The 18,769-nt window shown below is 69.2% G+C and carries 16 protein-coding genes and 2 pseudogenes; 5 read left to right on the top strand and 13 right to left on the bottom strand.

Features of this window, described 5'->3' with window-relative positions; translation table 11 throughout:
* Positions 1–270: 270 nt before the first annotated feature.
* Positions 271–1,038, bottom strand: a complete 768-nt coding sequence (locus ARC20_RS14290; protein ID WP_181360165.1) for a queuosine precursor transporter — start codon at positions 1,036–1,038, stop codon at positions 271–273.
* Between the two features lie 2 nt (positions 1,039–1,040).
* A complete protein-coding gene (locus tag ARC20_RS14285; protein WP_057648287.1) occupies positions 1,041–1,724 on the bottom strand; it encodes a DUF502 domain-containing protein in 684 nt (227 codons plus the stop codon).
* Between the two features lie 134 nt (positions 1,725–1,858).
* Here ARC20_RS14285 and ARC20_RS14280 point away from each other — a divergent pair, with 134 nt between their 5' ends.
* Both ARC20_RS14280 and ARC20_RS14275 read left to right on the top strand, forming a co-directional pair.
* A complete protein-coding gene (locus ARC20_RS14280; protein ID WP_057648285.1) occupies positions 1,859–2,224 on the top strand; it encodes a PadR family transcriptional regulator in 366 nt (121 codons plus the stop codon).
* Positions 2,221–3,132 (top strand): sensor domain-containing protein, encoded by a 912-nt coding sequence (locus tag ARC20_RS14275; RefSeq protein ID WP_057648283.1) that lies wholly within the window; start codon positions 2,221–2,223, stop codon positions 3,130–3,132. The genes ARC20_RS14280 and ARC20_RS14275 overlap by 4 nt, the downstream gene beginning before the upstream one ends.
* A gap of 81 nt (positions 3,133–3,213) precedes the next feature.
* Here the strand turns inward: ARC20_RS14275 and ARC20_RS14270 are convergent, their stop codons facing one another.
* Complete coding sequence (locus ARC20_RS14270; protein WP_057648281.1) at positions 3,214–4,512, bottom strand: polyhydroxyalkanoate depolymerase; 1,299 nt, start codon at positions 4,510–4,512, stop codon at positions 3,214–3,216.
* Positions 4,513–4,822: 310 nt separating this feature from the next.
* A complete protein-coding gene (locus ARC20_RS14265; RefSeq protein WP_057648279.1) occupies positions 4,823–5,413 on the bottom strand; it encodes a class I SAM-dependent DNA methyltransferase in 591 nt (196 codons plus the stop codon).
* Positions 5,414–5,501: 88 nt separating this feature from the next.
* Here ARC20_RS14265 and ARC20_RS14260 point away from each other — a divergent pair, with 88 nt between their 5' ends.
* Complete coding sequence (locus ARC20_RS14260) at positions 5,502–5,951, top strand: CopD family protein (RefSeq protein ID WP_057648278.1); 450 nt, start codon at positions 5,502–5,504, stop codon at positions 5,949–5,951.
* A gap of 3 nt (positions 5,952–5,954) precedes the next feature.
* Here ARC20_RS14260 and ARC20_RS14255 read toward each other — a convergent pair whose 3' ends face one another.
* The 4 genes from ARC20_RS14255 to ARC20_RS14240 form a co-directional block, all read right to left on the bottom strand.
* Positions 5,955–6,134, bottom strand: coding sequence for a hypothetical protein (locus ARC20_RS14255; RefSeq protein WP_057648276.1), 180 nt, complete (start codon positions 6,132–6,134; stop codon positions 5,955–5,957).
* A 107-nt stretch (positions 6,135–6,241) separates the two neighbouring features.
* Positions 6,242–7,201: an acetyl-CoA carboxylase carboxyltransferase subunit alpha gene (locus ARC20_RS14250; RefSeq protein ID WP_057648274.1), complete on the bottom strand. Its 960-nt coding sequence runs from the start codon at positions 7,199–7,201 to the stop codon at positions 6,242–6,244.
* A gap of 85 nt (positions 7,202–7,286) precedes the next feature.
* The gene (gene dnaE, locus ARC20_RS14245) at positions 7,287–10,874 is read right to left on the bottom strand and encodes a DNA polymerase III subunit alpha (RefSeq protein ID WP_057648273.1); all 3,588 of its coding nucleotides are present in this window, start codon (positions 10,872–10,874) and stop codon (positions 7,287–7,289) included.
* A 304-nt stretch (positions 10,875–11,178) separates the two neighbouring features.
* On the bottom strand, positions 11,179–11,811 hold the full coding sequence (locus tag ARC20_RS14240) for a hypothetical protein (RefSeq protein ID WP_057648269.1): 633 nt from the start codon (positions 11,809–11,811) through the stop codon (positions 11,179–11,181).
* A gap of 139 nt (positions 11,812–11,950) precedes the next feature.
* Here ARC20_RS14240 and ARC20_RS14235 point away from each other — a divergent pair, with 139 nt between their 5' ends.
* Together ARC20_RS14235 and ARC20_RS14230 are read left to right on the top strand one after the other, a co-directional pair.
* Entirely contained in the window at positions 11,951–14,044 is a 2,094-nt protein-coding gene (locus ARC20_RS14235) for a winged helix-turn-helix domain-containing protein (RefSeq protein ID WP_161809494.1), read from the top strand.
* A 44-nt stretch (positions 14,045–14,088) separates the two neighbouring features.
* The gene (locus tag ARC20_RS14230; protein ID WP_057648265.1) at positions 14,089–14,556 is read left to right on the top strand and encodes a hypothetical protein; all 468 of its coding nucleotides are present in this window, start codon (positions 14,089–14,091) and stop codon (positions 14,554–14,556) included.
* Here ARC20_RS14230 and ARC20_RS14225 read toward each other — a convergent pair.
* The 5 genes and pseudogenes from ARC20_RS14225 to lpxD all read right to left on the bottom strand — a co-directional run.
* Positions 14,549–15,145, bottom strand: a pseudogene (locus ARC20_RS14225) (ribonuclease HII); the annotation flags it as partial. The gene ARC20_RS14230 and the pseudogene ARC20_RS14225 overlap by 8 nt on opposite strands.
* Positions 15,146–15,219: 74 nt before the next feature.
* A pseudogene (lpxB, locus tag ARC20_RS14220) lies at positions 15,220–16,395 on the bottom strand (lipid-A-disaccharide synthase); the annotation flags it as partial.
* A 23-nt stretch (positions 16,396–16,418) separates the two neighbouring features.
* Positions 16,419–17,210: an acyl-ACP--UDP-N-acetylglucosamine O-acyltransferase gene (gene lpxA / locus ARC20_RS14215; RefSeq protein ID WP_057648259.1), complete on the bottom strand. Its 792-nt coding sequence runs from the start codon at positions 17,208–17,210 to the stop codon at positions 16,419–16,421.
* Between the two features lie 16 nt (positions 17,211–17,226).
* Positions 17,227–17,688 (bottom strand): 3-hydroxyacyl-ACP dehydratase FabZ, encoded by a 462-nt coding sequence (gene fabZ / locus ARC20_RS14210; RefSeq protein WP_057648257.1) that lies wholly within the window; start codon positions 17,686–17,688, stop codon positions 17,227–17,229.
* On the bottom strand, positions 17,685–18,707 hold the full coding sequence (lpxD, locus tag ARC20_RS14205; RefSeq protein ID WP_057648255.1) for a UDP-3-O-(3-hydroxymyristoyl)glucosamine N-acyltransferase: 1,023 nt from the start codon (positions 18,705–18,707) through the stop codon (positions 17,685–17,687). The genes fabZ and lpxD overlap by 4 nt, the downstream gene beginning before the upstream one ends.
* Positions 18,708–18,769: the final 62 nt, after the last annotated feature.

Here is an 18,769-nt window from a genome sequence, read left to right as displayed (position 1 = left end):
CGTTTCGCTGTGGGTGCTTGGGTTTGTTGTTTGTCGTCCGGTCGGGGGGATGTGGAGGGCCTGCGGGGGTGGGGCCCTTTCGGGACCGTTGGCGCCATGGATGGCGCTGACGAGCCCCCATGGATGGGTTCACGGCGTGTCCCGAAAGGGCCCCGCCCCCGCAGGCCGTGCAACAAAACACAAACAGCCGATCAACATCGAAGGCCAACAAAAACACACCCCACAAAAAGCAAAAAGGGCGGCCATCGGCCGCCCCACAAAAAAACCTCTTTATCCCGCCGCCTGCAGCCGCAACTCCTCGGCCCGCGCAGCACCGAGATACCCCGTAATCCACCGCCGCATCAAGTAAAGCAGCGGAATCAACACAACGGCAAACAGTATCTTGTAGACGTAGTTGACGGTACTCACCGCCAGGAACAGCGACAGCGGCCAATGCTGCGGCCCGATCACGAACGCGATATAGATCACCACGAAGCTGTCGACCAACTGCGACACCGCGGTAGACCCCGTCGCCCGCAACCATACGTGCTTCTCGCCGGTCGCCCGCCGGATGCGATGGAACACCGCCACGTCGATCAACTGCCCGACGAGAAAAGCCACCAGCGACCCGCCGATCGTCCACAACCCCTGCCCGAAGATCGCCGCGAACGCCGCCTGGTAATCCGGCACGCCCTGCGACTGCGCCGCCGTCACCCACCACCCGGCCGGCACCAGCGCGATCGCCGCGAAGGCGAACACGAACCCGTACCCGATCAACCCCACCGCCAGCCACGAGATGAAGCGCACCCCGCGGCTGCCGAAGAATTCGTTGATCGTATCGGTGAGGATGAACACGATCGGCCACAGCAACGTGCCCGCGGTGAAACTCAACGAGCCGGTCTGCCCGAACAGGTTCCAGTTCAACGGCGCGATGCCGAGCGTGTCCTCCAGGGCGAAAATCTTCACCCCGATGAACTCCGCCAGCGCCGCGTTGACGCAGAAGAACGCGGCCAGCCCGATGAACAGGCGGACCGCGCGATCCTCCAGCAGGCGCGGCATCGTCACGCGCGGTCGGCGGTGCGGGTGAACGGCACGGTTTCCGGCGACACCGCGCCGCCGGAAATGATGAAGCTCATTGCCTGGTCCACCGACCAGTCGGTCGGCGTCAGCAGTTCCACCGGCACGATTTCCAGATAGCCGGAGGTCGGGTTCGGCGTGGTCGGCACGTAGACCGCCGCCAGCTCGCGGCCCGTGCCGTGCTCGCGGATCACCCGCGTCACCAGACCCACGGATTTCATGTCGCGATGCGGGAAGTCGATCAGCACCACGCGCTGCGTGCTGCCCGGCTGCGTCTGCAGGATGTCCAGCAGCTTGCGCGCGCTGTCGTAGACCACGCTGGCCAGCGGGATGCGCCGCATCACCGCTTCGAACCAGCGCAGCAACTGCTGGCCGACCACCCGCCGGCTGAGCACGCCGACGAACAGGATCACCAGCACCGTGGCGACCAGCGCGATGGTGTTCTGCACCCAGACCGCCTGCACCCAGTCCAGGGAGCCGGGCAGGGCATGGGCGATCTGCTCGGACAGCGGCGCCACCCATGGCGCGCTGATGCCCGAGAGCAGCAGGAACACGAACTTGACGACCACCCAAGTCAACCACACCGGCAGCAGCGTGAGCAGGCCGGTCAGGAAAATGCGTTGCAGGGAGGGGCGGGGAGGCGAGGAAGCGGTTTCGGCGGGGGACATAGTGCGCGCCATTGTAGGGATTCAGCCCGGCGAACGCGCCGGTATGGCTCGCGCCGGTCGCGGGGATGACTAGTGGCACATTTGCTATAGCGAACTTCGCAATAGCATGGCCTCCAACCTAGCGGGAGGCCGCCATGAGCGAGATCGAAGCCCAGCTGCGCAAGTTCCAGAAGGAGCTCAGTGCCGGCACCGTGTCGCTCGCGCTGCTGGCCGTGCTGGCCCAGGCCAGCGAGCCGCTGTACGGCTACCTCATCGCCAAGCGGCTCGAACGCATCGGCGATGGCGTGCTGGCCGGCAAGCAGAGCGCGCTGTACCCGGTGCTGCGCAACCTCGAAGGCGCGGGCCTGCTGGAAAGCGAGGTCGAGCCGTCGATGTCCGGGCCGCCACGCCGCTATTACCGCATCACCGCGGCCGGGCGCGACTGCCTGGTGCAATGGACCGCCGCCTGGCGCGCCACCCGCGATTCCGTCGATTCCGTGCTGGAGGGGAGTACCGCATGAATACCGAAACCACCGCCCGGCCGCTGCCGGCGACGATTCCCGAATACCTGGCGCAATTGCGCCAGGCCCTGGCCGGCGCCGACCCGGCGATGATCCAGGACGCGCTCTACGACGCGGAGGAATACCTGCGCGCAGAGATGGCCGCCCAGCCCGGGCGCGGCGAGTCGGAGGTGATCGCCGATGTCGCCGGCAGCTACGGCGCGCCGGAGGAAGTGGCCGACATCTACCGCGAGACCGAAGTGACGGTGAGCCGCGCGCTGCGCCCGCCGGTGCCGCCCAAGCGCCGTTCGTGGCTGGGCCGCTTCTTCGGCGTGGCGGCCGACCCGCGTACCTATGGCGCGCTGTTCTACCTGCTGGTGGCGCTGGCGACGGGCAGCTTCTACTTCAGCTGGGTGGTCACCGGCACGGCGATGTCGCTGGGCCTGCTGATCCTGATCATCGGCGTGCCGCTGCTGGTGCTGTTCCTCGGTTCGGTGCGCGTGCTCTCGCTGGTGGAGGGCCGCATCGTGGAAGTGCTGCTTGGCGTGCGCATGCCGCGCCGGCCGACGTACATGGGCCACCACGAGGGCTGGATGGCGCGGATCGGCGCGATGTTCAGCGATGCGCGCACCTGGACCACGATGCTGTACTTCCTGCTGATGCTGCCGCTGGGCATCTTCTACTCGGTGCTGTTCACCACGCTGGTGAGCCTGTCGCTGGGCCTGATGCTCTCGCCGCTGGGGGTGTTCTTCGACCACGCGCTGGAAATCAACGTCTGGTCATGGAACCTGGTCAGCGACGCGCCGTGGGCGTTGCCGCTGGTGTGCGCGGTAGGCGTGGTGATGCTGTTCGCCACGCTGCACCTGGCGCGGGCCATGGGGCATGTGCACGGGTTGATGGCCAAGCACTTGCTGGTGCGCACGGATTGAGGCGAGGTGTTGGAGATGAAAAAGGCCGCCCCAAGGCGGCCTTTTTCGTTGATCGCCGCGGTCGCGCAGACCGGCGGCGCGTTACTTGCGACGGCGCAGCGGGGTGACCGTGGCCGGCTTGGCCTTGCGCACCGGTTCGGCGGCGTAGCGGGCGATGAACTCGCGCACCTGCGGGTACACCACGTCACGCCAGCGGCGGCCGCTGAAGATGCCGTAGTGGCCGGCGCCTTCTACGACGAGGTGGCGGCGGTGCGCTTCGTCGATGCCGGTGCACAGCTGCTGCGCCGCTTCGGTCTGGCCGAGGCCGGCGATGTCGTCCAGTTCGCCTTCGATGCTCAGCAGCGCGGTCTCGCCGATCGCCGCGGGCGTCACCGTCTGCCCGCGCACCTTCCATTCGCCGCGCGGCAGCAGGAATTCCTGGAACACGGTCTGGATGGTGTCCAGGTAGTACTTGGCCGGCATGTCGAGCACGGCGTTGTACTCGTCGTAGAAGCGGCGGTGCGATTCGGCGTCCTGCAGGTCGCCCTTGACCAGGTTGGTGTAGAAATCCCAGTGCGACATGACGTGGCGGCTGGGGTTCATCGACAGGAAGCCGGCGTGCTGCAGGAAGCCCGGGTAGACCTGGCGGCCGTGGCCCGGGTAGGGGAACGGCACGGTGTGGATGACGTTGTTCTCGAACCACGACAGCGGGTTCTGCGTGGCGAGGTTGTTCACCGCGGTGGGGCTGCGGCGGGCGTCGATCGGGCCGCCCATCATGACCAGCGAGCGCGGGGTCTTTTCGCCGTCGGCGGCCATCAGCGAGACGGCGGCCAGCACCGGGACGGTCGGCTGGCAGACGCTCATGACGTGCAGTTCATCGGCGCCGATGTGGCGGATGAAGTCGCGGATGTAGTCGATGTAGTCGTCCAGGCCGAAGTCGCCTTCGGACAGGGGCACCATGCGGGCATCGACCCAGTCGGTCACGTAGACCTTGTGGTTGCGCAGCAGGGTGCGCACGGTGTCGCGCAGCAGGGTGGCGTGGTGGCCGGAGAGCGGGGCGACGACCAGCACGGTCGGCTGCTGCTTCATGCTCGCCAGCAGTTCCGGGCGGTCGCTGAAGCGCTTGAAGCGCAGCAGGCGGCAGAACGGCTTGGCCAGGACTTCGCGCTCGATGATGGGCAGCGAGTGGCCGTCGACCTCGACGTCGTCGAGGTTCCAGGCGGGTTTCTCGTAAGCCTTGCCGAGGCGGTGGAACAGCTCGTTGCTGGCGGCCAGGCGCTCGGCGCCGGGCAGGGAGGCCCACAGCGAGTCTGGATCGGAGAACATCTTGACGTTCGCACGCGCCTGGTGGACCCACGGCGCCAGCAGATTGCGGGTCAGCTCATGCAGTTGATAAAGCATTAATCGCCCTTGACAACGTGATGGTTGCTGCTGTGCAGCATACCCTAAATCGGGGCGGATGCACCTTAATGGGGCGGGGGCTCTTTGGCTCTGGGTTCTGCGCGTAGAGCCTTCGTCCGGGAGTGCGCCGCGCGGCGCCCGGGGGCATGCCCTGACGGGGGACGCCGATAACGTCCATCCATGGACTCGAGCTCGTAGGGCGACGTCCTGTCGCCCTACGCCCCCGTCAGGGCATGCCCCCGGACGCCCTCCCAACTTCCACGTCGCTGGACGAAGGGCAAAAGCGAGGGTTGGCTGCGGGCGTGAGGTGTTACGTGGTTTCCAGGGCCGAAGCGTGGCCGTGCAGGGCGGGCGAGAGCCAGCCGTGCGAGCCGAGGGCGGTGAAGCCGACGCCTTCCAGTTGCTTGCGGTACCAGCGGGCCGGGCGCGATTGGAAGTCTTCGTGGTCGCCTTCGAACTCGTCTTCGGCGGCGAAGGTTTCCAGGAAGGCGACGCCGCCGCACAGTTCGGCCAGGCCCGGCAGGCCCGCGCGCAGTTCGCGGGTGGGCAGGTAGTGCAGGACGTCGCTGCAGACGAGCAGGTCCACCGGGGCGCAGGGGCGCAGCCAGGCGAAATCGCCGAAGCGGGCGAGGTGGACGTTGCGGGTGCGGCCGTAACGGCGCACGGCGTATTCGCTGGGGTCGAAGCCCAGGTACTGCACGCGCGGGCGCAGTTGTTGCAGCGGGGCGCGCCAGGCGCCTTCGCCGCAGCCGATATCGAGCACGCTGCGGATCGGGCGTTCGAGGTAGTGCTCGGCCAGGGCGACGGCCAGTGCGACCTTGCGTCGCAGACGCGCGGCGTCGTGCAGGCCTTCCTGGCGATACCAGCGCTGGAAATAAGCCTGGTCGTATTGCTTGGACATGCGGGCTCCGGGCGCGACCGCGGGTGCGGGGCGGCGTGGGATCGGGGAGAATGCCGCCCATCCTACGCGAGCCGGCGGAGCCAGCCCAATGACGCTTTACCTGTGGATCAAGACTTTCCACCTGCTGTTCGTCATCGCGTGGATGGCGAGCGTGTTCTACCTGCCGCGGATCCTGGTCAACATCGCCGAGGCCGGCAACGACGCGACGGTGCGCGCGCGGCTGGTGCTGATGGGGCGCCGGCTCTACAAGTTCGGCCACAACATGTTCGGGCTGGCGATCGTGCTCGGCGCGATCCTGTGGCTGGGTTACCGCTTCATTCCCGATTTCCCGACCATGGTCGGCGGCGGCAAGTGGCTGCACGCCAAGCTCGGGCTCGTCGTGCTGATCCTGGCGCACTACATCGTGGCCGGGCGCTGGCTCAAGGGCGTGGACAAGGGCCGCGCGCTGCCGTCCTCGCGCGCGCTGCGCTTCTTCAACGAGATCCCGGTGCTGCTGCTGGTCGGCGTGCTGTGGCTGGTGCTGGCCAAGCCGTTCTGAGGCTCAGCGCACCTGCTTGAGGATCCACGTCACCGCGGTGATCCAGCACACGATCACGAACCACCCCAGCACCGCGTTGGACGCAATGCCACGCCGGTGCCTGACGAACAGGTTCACCAGCAGCGCGATGACCAGGGGAACCACGAACAGGGCCGTCGGCCCTACCCACCACGGCAGATCCATGCGGGTCATTCCTTTGCGGGAGCCGCGGCCATCCTAGCGCGGCGGCCGGCACGACGCATCCGCGTGCCGGCAAGCAAGGGCGGCCGTTGCGACCGCCCCGGGCAGGCTTACGCCGCCTCGTAGGCGCCATAGCTGCGCAGGCGCTCGTAGCGCTGCTGCAGCAGGGTGTCGACCGGGATCTTCTCCAGCGCATCCAGCTCGTTGAGCAACACGGCCTTCAGGCGCTTGCCCATCTGGTTCGGGTTGCGGTGCGCGCCGCCGATCGGTTCGCGGATCACCTTGTCCACCAGGCCCAGCGACTTCAGGCGCGAGGCGGTCAGGCCGAGCTGTTCGGCGGCGTCCTTGGCCTTGCCCGCGTCCTTCCACAGGATCGAGGCGCAGCCTTCCGGCGAGATCACCGAGTAGGTGCCGTACTCCAGCATCAGCGTGCGATCACCCACGCCGATCGCCAGCGCGCCGCCCGAGCCGCCTTCGCCGATCACCGTGCAGATCACCGGGATCTTCAGCTCGGCCATCTCCAGCAGGTTGCGCGCGATGGCCTCGGACTGGCCGCGCTCTTCCGCGCCGATGCCCGGGTAGGCGCCGGGGGTGTCGATGAAGGTCAACAGCGGCAGGCGGAAGCGCTCGGCGAGCTTCATCAGGCGCAGCGCCTTGCGGTAGCCCTCCGGGCGCGGCATGCCGAAGTTGCGCGCGACCTTGGTCTTGGTGTCGCGGCCCTTCTGGTGGCCGATGATCACCACCGGCCGGCCGTTGATGCGGCCCAGGCCACCGACGATGGCCTTGTCGTCGGCGTAGGCGCGGTCGCCGGCCAGTTCCTGGAATTCGTCGCAGAAGATGCGGATGTAATCGAGCGTGTACGGGCGCTGCGGATGGCGCGCCAGCTGCGAAACCTGCCAGGCGGACAGATCGCGGAAGATCTGCGCGGTACGGATGCGCAGCTTGTCGCGCAGGGCATTGACCTCGGCGTCCACGTTGACGGCCGGGCCGGTGCTGGCGTTGCGCAGCTCCTGGATCTTGGCTTCCAGATCGGCGATGGGTTGCTCGAAGTCGAGGTAGTTCGGATTCATGGGAAGCCGGTCGGACGAAAGGAGGGAAGTGTAGCCGAAGGGGCGCGATCCACCCGTACGCAGGCGTCCGGGTGGGGCAGGGCCACTACTGCGCCCAGGGCGGGTTGTACTTGACCTTGACCGTGCGCACCGCCGGGTCTGCGCGCAGGCCGTCGAGCAGCTGCGGGGCGATGCGCACGCCCTGGCCGCCGTTGACGTCGAGCATGCCGGCCACGGTGCCCTGCGGCGAGCCGACCAGCAGGTCGAAGCGGATCGGCGTGCGGCCCGGCCGATGCGCGGCGAGCAGGCCATCCACGCGCGCGAAGGCCTGGCGGTCGCGCAGGTCCAGGCGCAGGGCGAGGTGGCGCGCGTGTTCGGCGCACACCTGTTCGTAATCCCACACCTGGCGGATGCGCAGCGCGTAGCCGCCGTTGAATTCGTCCTCGCGCAGGCCGCCCTTGACGATGAGGATGCGGTCGCGCGTCAGCATGTGGCCGAACTCGGCCAGGCCGTCGGAGAACGCGCTGCATTCGACGCGGCCACGGCCGTCTTCCAGCTGCACGAACACCTGGCTGTCACCCTTGCGGCGCACGCCGACGACCTGGCCGGCGAGGATCGCGCTCACTTCCGGGCGCCAGCGCTTCTCGCCGCCGTCGCCGCCACCGCGACCGGAAGACTGCGAGGACCAGATGCGGTCGAGCGCGCCGAGGTCGCAGCCCACCAACTCCCGTACCTCGTCGCGGTACGGGTCGAACGGATGCCCGCTGAGATAGAAGCCCAGCGTGTCGCGCTCGCCGGTGAGCAGCTGGCCCAGCGCCCACTCCTTGGATTCGGGCAGCTCCAGGCGCATCGCCGGCGCGGCCGGGTCCGGACCGCCGAACAGCGAGTTCTGCCCGGACGCCTTCTCGCGCGCCATCTGGTCGGTGGCCTTGAGCACCTCGGGCAGCTGCAGCATCAGCGAAGCGCGGTTGCGGCCCAGGCCATCGAGCGCGCCGGCGTTGATCATCGCTTCGAGCGTGCGCCGGTTGAGCTTGGACGAATCCACGCGCGTGCAGAAATCCAGCAGCGTTTCGTAACGCCCGCCGCGCAGGCGCTCCTCCACGATCGCCTCGCAGGCGCCGCGGCCGACGCCCTTGATCGCGCCGATGCCGTACTGGATCGTGTCGGCGGTGGCCGCCTCGAACATGTAGGCCGAATCGTTGACGCGCGGCGGCAGCACGGTGAGGCCGAGGTTGCGCACCTCGTCGAGGAAGCCGACCACCTTGTCGGTGTTGTCCATGTCCGAGGACAGCGTCGCGGCCATGAACTCGGCCGGGTAGTGACGCTTGAGCCACGCGGTCTGGTAGCTCACCAGCGCGTAGGCGGCGGCGTGCGACTTGTTGAAGCCGTAGCCGGCGAACTTCTCCATCAGGTCGAAGATCGAATCGGCCTTGGCTTCGCCGACACCGTCCTTGGCCGCGCCCTCGCGGAAGATCTCGCGGTGCTTGGCCATTTCCGCCGGCACCTTCTTGCCCATCGCGCGGCGCAGCAGGTCGGCGCCGCCGAGCGAGTAACCGCCGACGATCTGCGCCATCTGCATGACCTGCTCCTGGTACACCATGATGCCGTAGGTGTCCTTGAGGATGGTCTCGGTGCGCGGGTCGGGATACTCGATCTCCTCGCGCCCGTGCTTGCGGTCCACGAAGCTGGGGATCAGGTCCATCGGGCCGGGGCGGTACAGCGACACCAGCGCGATGAGGTCTTCGAAACGGTCGGGCTTGGCGTCCTTTAGCAGGCGGCGCATGCCCGAGGATTCGAACTGGAACACCGCGCCGGTATTGCCCGAGGCGAAGATGTCCTTGTAGGTCGGCGCGTCGTCCAGCGGCAGCGCGGCGATGTCGATCGGCTCGATGCCGGCGCGCGCGTGGCGCGCGTTGATCGCCTTCACCGCCCAGTCGATGATGGTCAGCGTGCGCAGGCCGAGGAAGTCGAACTTCACCAGGCCGACTTCTTCCACGTCGTTCTTGTCGAACTGGGTGACCGGGTTCTTGCCGCGGCCGTCCTCGTCGTGTTCGGCGAACAGCGGGCAGAACTCGGCCAGCGGCTCGGGCGCGATGACCACGCCGCCGGCGTGCTTGCCGGCGTTGCGGGTGAGGTCCTCGAGCTGGCGCGCCAGGTCCATCAAGTCGCGCACGTCGTCTTCGGACTGGTAGCGCTGGATCAGGTCCGGCGAGGCCATGTCCGAATCCTTGCCTTCGCCCATCGCGTCCTTCAGCGTGACGCCGAGGATGTTGGGGATCAGCTTGGCCACGCCATCGACCAGGCCATACGGGAAGCCGAGCACGCGCCCGGCGTCGCGCACCACCGCCTTGGCCGCCATGGTGCCGTAGGTGATGATCTGGCTGACGCGCTCGCGCCCGTACTTGCGCGCGACGTAGTCGATGACTTCGTCGCGGCGGTCCATGCAGAAGTCGATGTCGAAGTCGGGCATCGACACGCGTTCCGGGTTGAGGAAGCGCTCGAACAGCAGGTTGTACGGGATCGGGTCCAGGTCGGTGATGTTCAGCGCCCAGGCCACCAGCGAGCCGGCGCCCGAACCACGGCCCGGGCCGACCGGGATGCCGTTGTCCTTGCCCCACTGGATGAAGTCCGCGACGATCAGGAAGTAGCCGGGGAAACCCATCTTGATGATGGTGTCCAGCTCGAATTCCAGGCGGTCGAAGTAATCCTGGCGGGTCTTGCCCTCGGCCAGCGGATTCTTCTCCAGGCGCGCTTCCAGGCCGCGCCGCGCGGTGCTGCGGATCCAGCTGTCGAGGGTCTCGTCCTCGGGCACCGGATAGGCGGGCAGGAAGTACGTGCCCAGGCGCATCTCGATGTTGCAGCGCTGCGCCAGCGCCAGCGTGTTGTCGATCGCGTCGGGGATGTCGGCGAACAGTTCCGACATCTCTTCCTGTGACTTCAGGTACTGCTGGTCGGTGTAATCGCGCGGGCGGCGCGGGTCGTCCAGCACGCGGCCGGAGGCGATGCACACGCGCGCTTCATGCGCGGGGAAATCGGTGGCGTGCAGGAAGCGCACGTCGTTGCTGGCGATCACCGGCAGGCCGCGCTGGCCGGCGGCCTGCAGGGCGAACTGGTTGAATGCTTCCTCGCCGTCGCGGCCGGTGCGGGTCAGCTCCAGGTGCAGGCCGTCGCCAAACACGCGCTGCCAGTCGGCCAGCTGTTGTTCGGCCAGGTCATGGCGATGCTCGGCGAACAGGCGGCCGGCGAGGCTGTCGCGGCCGGCGAGGGCGAACAGGTTGTGGTGGTGCTCGGCCAGCCATTCCGGGCGCACGGCCACGCCGCCTTCGGGGCGATGGCCTTCCATCCACGCGCGCGTGAGCAGGCGCGACAGGCTCAGGTAGCCGTCGCGGTCGCGGCACAGCAGGGTGAGCTTCCACGGCGCCTGGTCGGGCGTGGCGATCATGACGTCGGCGCCGGCGATGGGCTTGATGCCCACGCCTTCGGCGGCCTTGTAGAACTTGACCAGGGCGAAGAGGTTGTTGAGGTCGGTGACCGCCAGCGCGGGCAGCCCCAGTTCCACCGCGCGGCTCAGCAGGTTGGCGCGCTTGGCCTTGGCCGGATCGGCCTGTTCCGGCTTCTCTGGCACGCGGATGGTCGAATCCGCCAGCGAGAACTCGGTGTGGACGTGGAGATGGACGAAGCGGGAGGTGGTCATGCCGGATCACTGCGGTGATCGGGCAGGTTAGCCCCGAGGGGGGGGAGGGACAAGGCTTGACAGGGCACGGCCCGCGTCGCGGGCCGTGCCCTGGGTGGGCGATACCCGCGTATGCGGGCATCGCCCCCAAAGTTCGCGTAGCGAACTTCGGGCCCCACACCTACGGCTTGCCTATCCCCCGCGCCGTTGGCGCGCCCCCCTTAACAGAAGGGGGGCTTTTCTCCAGCGGGATGGTCGGGGGCTGCCGGGATGATGGCCGCCTTTTCGGGGGCAACTTCAGCCGCGAGGCGGGAGGCCGGGCCGCTCAATGAACCCGAAAGCAGGCCGGGGCCGCCGGGGCATAGCTGCGCTCGCGGACGCGGCGCGTCTGCTCGAACAGCCGGGCTTCCAGTTCGCGGGCTTCGCGCCAGGCCTGGCGGTCGAAGGCCACCTCCTCGTCGCGGCAGCCACGGTGCTGCGCTTCCATCGCGCGCAGGCGGCGGAAGTCCTGGTAGCTCAACAGTTCGGCGCGCAGTTGCGGCCACGCCGTGTCCAGGGCCAGGGCGTCGTCCAGGCGCGCGGCGCCGGGCAGGTCGCTCGGCAGCAGGTGCCAGTCCGCCTGCAGGTAAGCCGCCACCTCGTGCGCGGCGGGCAGGGCGCGGGCGTCGGTCTGCCAGGCGCGGTCGTGCAGCATCCGCGCGACCTGCTCGGCCTGCTGCACGCGCAGGGCGATGCAGGGGGCCGGCTGGCGGTCCAGTTCGCGGGCGGCGCTGGCGAGCTGGTCATGGTCCAGCGGCGGACGGCGCCAGCCGAGCTGGGCGAGCACGATGTTGAAGCGCGCCAGCACGTCGGCGTCCGGTTCGAAATCGCCGATGTGGCGACGGCGGCGGCCGGCCGTGGCGGGGCGGAACAGCGGGGACGGCAGCGGGTGGATATCGAAGGCGAGGACGGCGTTCATGGGGTTCTCCTGAAAGGGATGCGCCGGTGCGTCCGGTGCGCCGCCAGACTGGGCTTGCGCGTAAGATCAGTCGCGATGGCCGGCGGAGCCTTCAGGCAGTGATTGCACTGGTTGATGAGGTTTTCATGAGGGCATGCCGATGGATCCCCCTGGTGATCCGGAACGTCCCATTCAGCCGCCCGAGTGCTACCGCTTCGATGACGTGGTGGTGGACGCGGCCGCGCACACCCTCAACCGGGACGGGTTGCCACAGCCGGTCGAACCCAAGGCCTTCGCGGTCCTGCTGATCCTGCTGCGCCAGGCCGGCCAGCTGGTCGGCCGCGACCAGTTGCTCGATGCGGTCTGGGGCCATCGCCATGTCACCCCCGGCGTGCTCACCCGCGCCATCGCCCAGCTGCGCGCCGCACTCGGGGACCAGGCGCAGGCGCCGCGCTATATCCAGACCCAGCACGCGCTGGGCTACCGGTTCATCGGCCAGCTGTTGCCGGCGTCGGCGGCGGAGGACGAGCCGGCGGTCGTCGCGCCGGTCGCCGACGCGCCGGTGGCCGAGTCCGCGCCACTTCCCGCGATGCCCCCGCCGCGCAGCCGCACGCATTCGCGCCGCACGGCAGGGGCCTGGGCGCTGCTGGCCGGCGTTTTGCTGGCCGCCGTGGCGCTCGGCGTCTGGCGGTGGCAGCACCCGCCCGTGCCCTCGCGCCCGCCGGTGGCCGACGCCTCCATCGCCGTGCGTCCGTTCACCCTCGCCGGCGGGCGTGGCGAGGAGCGCTACTTCGCCGACGGCCTGGCCACCGAAGTACGCAATGCGCTGGCCGGCGTGCCGGGGCTGCGGGTGGCGGCGCCTTCGCAGAGCGATGCGCCGGGCCTGGCCGCCTACGACGCGCAGCGCTGGGGCCGCACCGTGGGCGTGGCGAACGTGCTCGATGCGAACGTGGAGCGCGCGCGGGGCACGTTGCGCGTGCGGGCGCGCCTCACGGACACGGCCAGCGGCGCGACGCTGTGGACCGGCAATTACGAACGCGACGCCGCCGACGTGTTCACCCTGCAGGGCGAGTTCGCCAGCGAGGTGGTGCATGCGCTGCTGGGACGCCTGCCGGAGGTCGACCGCCAGCTCGGCAAGCGGCTCGCGCCCACCCGCGATGCGGACGCCTATGACGCCTACCTGCGCGGCCTGGCCGAACTGCAACGACCGCGCGGGGAGGGCAGCTACGAACGCGCGCTGGATGCCTTCCATCGCGCGCTCGCCCGCGATCCGCATTTCGCCCGCGCGCAGGCCGGCATCTGCCAGATCGAGCTGGGGCGGTTGGAGTCGATCAGTGATGCCGAGGCATTCCGCCGCGCGCGGGCGGCGTGCACGCAGGCCACGCGCATGGACCCCACGCTGGCCGAAGGCACGCTGGCGATGGCCGAGATCGCGCGCGTCGGCGGCGAGGCGCCGCAGGCGATGGCGCTGTACCGCAAGGCGCAGGCTGACCCGGCACTGCGCGCGCAGGCCTACGTGGGCATGGCGCGCACCGAGGGCGCGTTGGGCCACGACGCGCAGGCGCTGGATCTGTTCCGCCAGGCGCTGGCACTGCGGCCGGGCGATGCGCAGATCTACAAGGCGCTCGGCTATCACCACTGGCTGCGGGGCGAACTAGGGCCGGCGATCGAGGCCTACCTCGGCGCCACCCAGCTGCAGCCGGACGACAGCGGCCTGTGGAGCAGCCTCGGCGGCCTCTACCTGGCCAACGGCGACACCGCGCAGGCCGGGCGCGCATTCGGCATGTCGCTGTCGATCGAGCCCAACGCGGCGGCGCTTACCAACCTGGGCGCGATGCGTTTCGATGCAGGCGACTACGCCCAGGCGGCCGAGATGTTCCAGCGCGCCGCGAGCCTGCAGCCGGACGACTACCTGCACTGGGGCAACCTCGGCGATGCGCTGGCCGCTTCGCCGAGCACCGCCGCCCAGGACGATGCTTATGCGCTGGCGGCGCTGGCCTGGTATCGCGCCAACCTGGGTGACCGTCGGCAGGCGCTCGCTGCGTTGAACGCTGCGCAGGCATCAGGCGACCAGCCGGGCGAAGTCGCGCTGTGGTGCGCGCAGGTGCTGTTCCTGCTCGACGATGCGCGCGGCGCCAACCGCTGTGTCGGTATCGCGCGCAGCCACGGCATTCCCGATGGACGCATCGATGCACTGCTCAAGGCGCGCGGCTTCGTCGTGGCGGCGGCGGACGCGCGGATTCCCGGCTCGTAGCGTTTCACCCCACCGTGGCGGCGGCCCCAAGCGGAGAACGTGCAATGAACGTGCGTTGCTGCCTGCCGCTGTGCCTCGGCGCGCTGCTGTGCGCCTGCCCGGCGCATGCCCCCGACGACCTCGCGCCCGGCGAGGTCCCGATGTGCCGTTCGACCCCACCCCCGGCCGGTGTGACGTCGGTACGCGTGCAGGTCGCCTCCAACGGCGACGCCAACCCGACGCTGTGCGTGATCCGCAGCGGCACCGAGGTGATCTGGGAGAAGCGCGGTGCTTCTCCCTTCATGCTCAAGTTCAAGCAGGTGCCAGGCGTGCCGGTGACCGGCTGGCGGCCGGGCGAACCGGGGCGGTTCACCCTCACCGACAGCAGCAAGCAGTTCCCGTCCAGCGGTACGGGCAGCGACCAGGAAGTGCGCCTGCAGATCAAGGAAGTGACCGCGGCGGAAGATATCGACTATTGCGTCGCCACGTCGGTGGACTGCGTCGACCCGGGCATCTGCATCCTGCCTAGATGAGCAGGGCCTCGGGCGCCGGTGCGACCACTGCCAGGCCCAATGCCTCGCGCACGGGCGCGAAACTGCGCCGGTGTTCCGGGCACGGGCCATGGCGGCGCAGCGCCGCCAGGTGCGCCGGCGTGCCGTAGCCCTTGTGCTGGTCGAAACCGTACTCGGGATGGCGGGCGTGCAGGTCGAGCATGTAGCGGTCGCGGGTGACCTTGGCGACGATCGAGGCGGCCATGATCGAGCGGTCGAGCGCGTCGCCGCCGACCAGCGCCTCGGCGCTGCAAGGCATCGACTTCGGCACGCGGTTGCCGTCGATGCGCGCGTGCTCGGCGACATGCGCCACCGCCTCGACCGCGCGGCGCATGCCGAGCATGGTCGCCTGGAAGATGTTGAGGGTATCGACCTCCTCGGAGGTCATCAGCACCACGTGCCACGCCAGTGCGCGTTCGACGATGCGCGCGTAGAGCACTTCGCGGCGCTCGGCGGTGAGCTGCTTGGAATCGTCCAGGCCGTTGATGCGTGGGCGCGCGGGATCGAACACCACCGCGGCCACCGCGACGGGGCCGGCGAGCGGGCCACGGCCGGCTTCGTCCACGCCGGCCACGCGCGGCGGCGCGGCCGGGGCGGGGGCGACGACGAACAGCGCGCCGGTCGCGTCCGCGGGCGCGCCGCGCTTCATGCGTGCGGGCCGCCGGCCGGACGCCGGCCGAGCAGTTCGGCCACCGCTTCGGCGGCACGCGCGGAAGCATCGCGGCGCAGTTCGGCGTGCAGCTTGAGGTATTTGGGTTGCAGCGCGGCGACCTTCTGCGGCTGCTGGAACCATTCCACCACCGCGGCGGCCACGCGCGCGGGGGTGCAATCCTGCTGGATCAGTTCCGGGGCGAGATCCTCGCCCGCCAGGATGTTGGGCAGGGCGAAGCGCCGCACCTTGAGCAGGCCGAGCATCTGCACGATGCGCGCGGTGAGCGGGGCGACCTTGTAACCGACCACCATCGGCCGCTTGACCAGCATCGCCTCCAGCGTGGCGGTGCCGGAGGCGAGCAGCACGACGTCGGCGGCGATCATCGCGGTACGCGCGCGGCCGTCGAGCAGGTGCGAGCGCAGCATCGGCAGCGCCGAGCGCGAGAGGTGTTCAGCCAGCACCGGCTTGACCGCGCCATTGGCCGCCGGCACCAGCACCTGCAGGCCGGGCACCTGCTCGGAGACCTGCCAGGCCGCCTCGAAGAAGGTTTCGGCCAGGCGGTTCACTTCACCCAGGCGGCTGCCGGGCAACACCGCCAGCACCGGGGAAGAGGAGGAAATGCCGAGCGCGGCGCGCGCGGCGTCGCGGTCGACCTGGTAGTCGATGTCGTCGGCCATCGGGTGGCCGACGAAGCGCGCGTCCACGCCGTGGCGGGCGTAGATCGGGGGTTCCATCGGGAACAGGCACAGCACCATGTCCGCGCTGGCGCCGATCTTCTCGGCGCGCTTTTCCTTCCACGCCCAGACCGAGGGGCTGACGTAGTGGACGGTGCGGATGCCGCGCTGCTTGAGCCACTTCTCCACGCCGAGGTTGAAGTCCGGCGCGTCGATGCCGATGAACACGTCCGGCTTCCACGCCAGCAGGCGCTCGCGCAGTTCACGGCGCAGCTTGAGCAGGCGCGGCAGGTGGCGCAGCACTTCGACCAGGCCCATCAGCGACAGCTCGCTGGCATCGAACCAGGTCTCGCAACCGGCGTTGCGCATCGCATCGCCGCCGATGCCGGCGAACTGCGCGTCGGGGAAGCGTTCGCGCAGCTGCGCGATCAGCCCGGCGCCGAGCAGGTCGCCCGAGGTTTCGCCGGCCACCAGCGCGATGCGCGGCGGACGGGCAGGCGGCGTCGCGATCGAGGCGCTCATCGCAGCAGCGGACGCTCCGCGTGCTCGATGAAGTCCAGCATGTCCTTCACGTCGCTGCTGTGCTCGGCCTGTTCGGCGAGCTGCTGCTTGGCTTCGGCCAGCGGCAGGCCGGCGACGTACAGGGTGCGGTAGGCGCGCTTGATCGCCGAGATACGCTCGGCATCGAAACCGCGGCGCTTGAGGCCTTCGCTGTTGATGCCGCGCGGGCGGCCGAGCGAATCGCTGCCGACCATGGTGAACGGCGGCACGTCGCCATTGGTCAGCGCGCCCATGCCCAGGAACGCATGCGCGCCGATGCGGCAGAACTGGTGCGCGCCGGCGAAGCCGCTGATGATCACGTAGTCGCCCACGGTGACGTGGCCGGCCAGCGTGGTGTTGTTGGAGAACACGCAGTGGTTGCCCACATGGCAGTCATGCGCCACGTGGGTATAGGCGAGCATCCAGTTGTCGTCACCGATGGTGGTGATGCCACCGCCGCCGCCGGTGCCGCGGTTGAGCGTGACGAACTCGCGGAACACGTTGCGGTCGCCGATCACCAGTTCGGTGCGTTCGCCGGCGAACTTCTTGTCCTGCGGCTCGCCGCCCACGGCGACGTGGCCGATGAAGCGGTTATCGCGGCCGATGCGGGTCGGGCCGTGGATCGAGCAGTGCGGGCCGACCTCGGTGCCTTCGCCGATCTCGACGTCCGCGCCGATGAGGGTGAAGGCGCCGACGCGCACGCCGGCCGCTAGGCGGGCGGACGGGTCGATCACCGCGGTGGGGTGGATCAGGGGGGCGCTATCGCTCATCGTTCCTCCGCTGGCTTCAGCCCTTGGCACCGGCGCACATGACCTCGGCACTGGCGACGATTTCGCCGTTGACCTTGGCCTCGCCGTAGTACCAGCCCATGTTGCGGATCAGGCGCTTCATCTGCACCTCCAGCATCAGCACGTCGCCGGGGACGACCTGCTTGTTGAAGCGCGCGTTCTCGACCTTGACCATGTAGAACAGCTTGGACTGCGCGTCGCGGCCGAGGCTGAGCTGGGTCATCACGCCGCCGGCCTGCGCCAGCGCCTCGATGATGAGCACGCCGGGCATGATCGGGCGGCCCGGGAAGTGGCCCTGGAAGTAGGGCTCGTTGATGCTGACATTCTTCTGCGCGACGATGCGCTTGGCTTCGACGTCGAGCTCGAGCACCTTGTCCACCAGCAGGAACGGGTAGCGGTGCGGGATCAGCTCCTGGATCTGGGTGACGTCGATCGGCAGCTGCAGGGTGTCGTCGTTCATTCGTTCTCCTTGCTCACAGCGGCGACGCGACGGGCGAGGGCATCGAGCTGCTTGAAGCGCGCGGCGTTCTTGCGCCACGTGCGGGTATCGGTCAAAGGGGTGCCGGACGAATACTCGCCCGGCTCGTGGATGGAGTTGCGCACCACCGACTTGCCGGTGATGACGACCTTGTCGCAGATTTCCAGGTGGCCGACGACGCCGACGTGCCCGCCGAGCAGGCAGTAGCGGCCGATCTTGGCGCTGCCGGCGATGCCGGTGCAGCCGGCGATCGCGCTGTGCGCGCCGATGTGGCAGTTGTGGGCGATCTGCACGAGGTTGTCCACGCGCACGTCTTCCTCGAGGACGGTGTCTTCGAGCGCGCCGCGGTCGATGCAGGTGTTGGCGCCGATCTCGCAATCGTCGCCGATGACGACGCCGCCGAGCTGCGGAACCTTGATCCAGTGGCCGGCATCCATGGCCAGGCCGAAGCCGTCGGCGCCGATGACCGCGCCGGGGTGGATCTGCACGCGCTTGCCGAGGCGCACGCGGGTGACCAGGGTGACGCGGGCGATGAGGGTGCAGCCATCGCCGACGACGCAGTCCTCGCCGATGATCGAGCCGGTGCCGATGACGCAGCCTTCGCCGACGACGCTGCGCGCGCCGATGCTGACGAACGGGCCGACGTGGGCATTGGCGGCGACGTGCGCGGTGGGGTCGATGACGGCCAGCGGGTGGATGCCGGGTTCGCGGACCGGGGCCACTTCGAACAGGGCCGAGATCTTGGCGAAGGCGGTGTACGGGTCCTTGGCAACCAGGGCGGTGCCGGGGGCGCCTTCGACGTCGTCGGCGCGCATCACCACGACGGAAGCGCGGCTGTCGGCAAGCTGGGCGCGGTAGCGCGGGTTGGCGAGGAAGCTGAGCTGGCCCGGGCCGGCATGGGCGAGGGTGGCGACGCCGTGGATTTCGGTGTCACCGTCGCCATGCAGTTGCAGGCCGAAGCGCTCGGCGATCTGTTGGGCGGTATAGGTGGGGATGTTCACGGGGCGAAGTTTAGCCGCTCGCGGCGTGGGGCGGGGCGATGCGGGGTGGTATGGGGTTGGGT

Source organism: Stenotrophomonas panacihumi (genome assembly GCF_001431645.1).
GTDB lineage: Bacteria > Pseudomonadota > Gammaproteobacteria > Xanthomonadales > Xanthomonadaceae > Stenotrophomonas_A > Stenotrophomonas_A panacihumi.
This window is presented reverse-complemented; position numbering and strand designations above follow the sequence as displayed.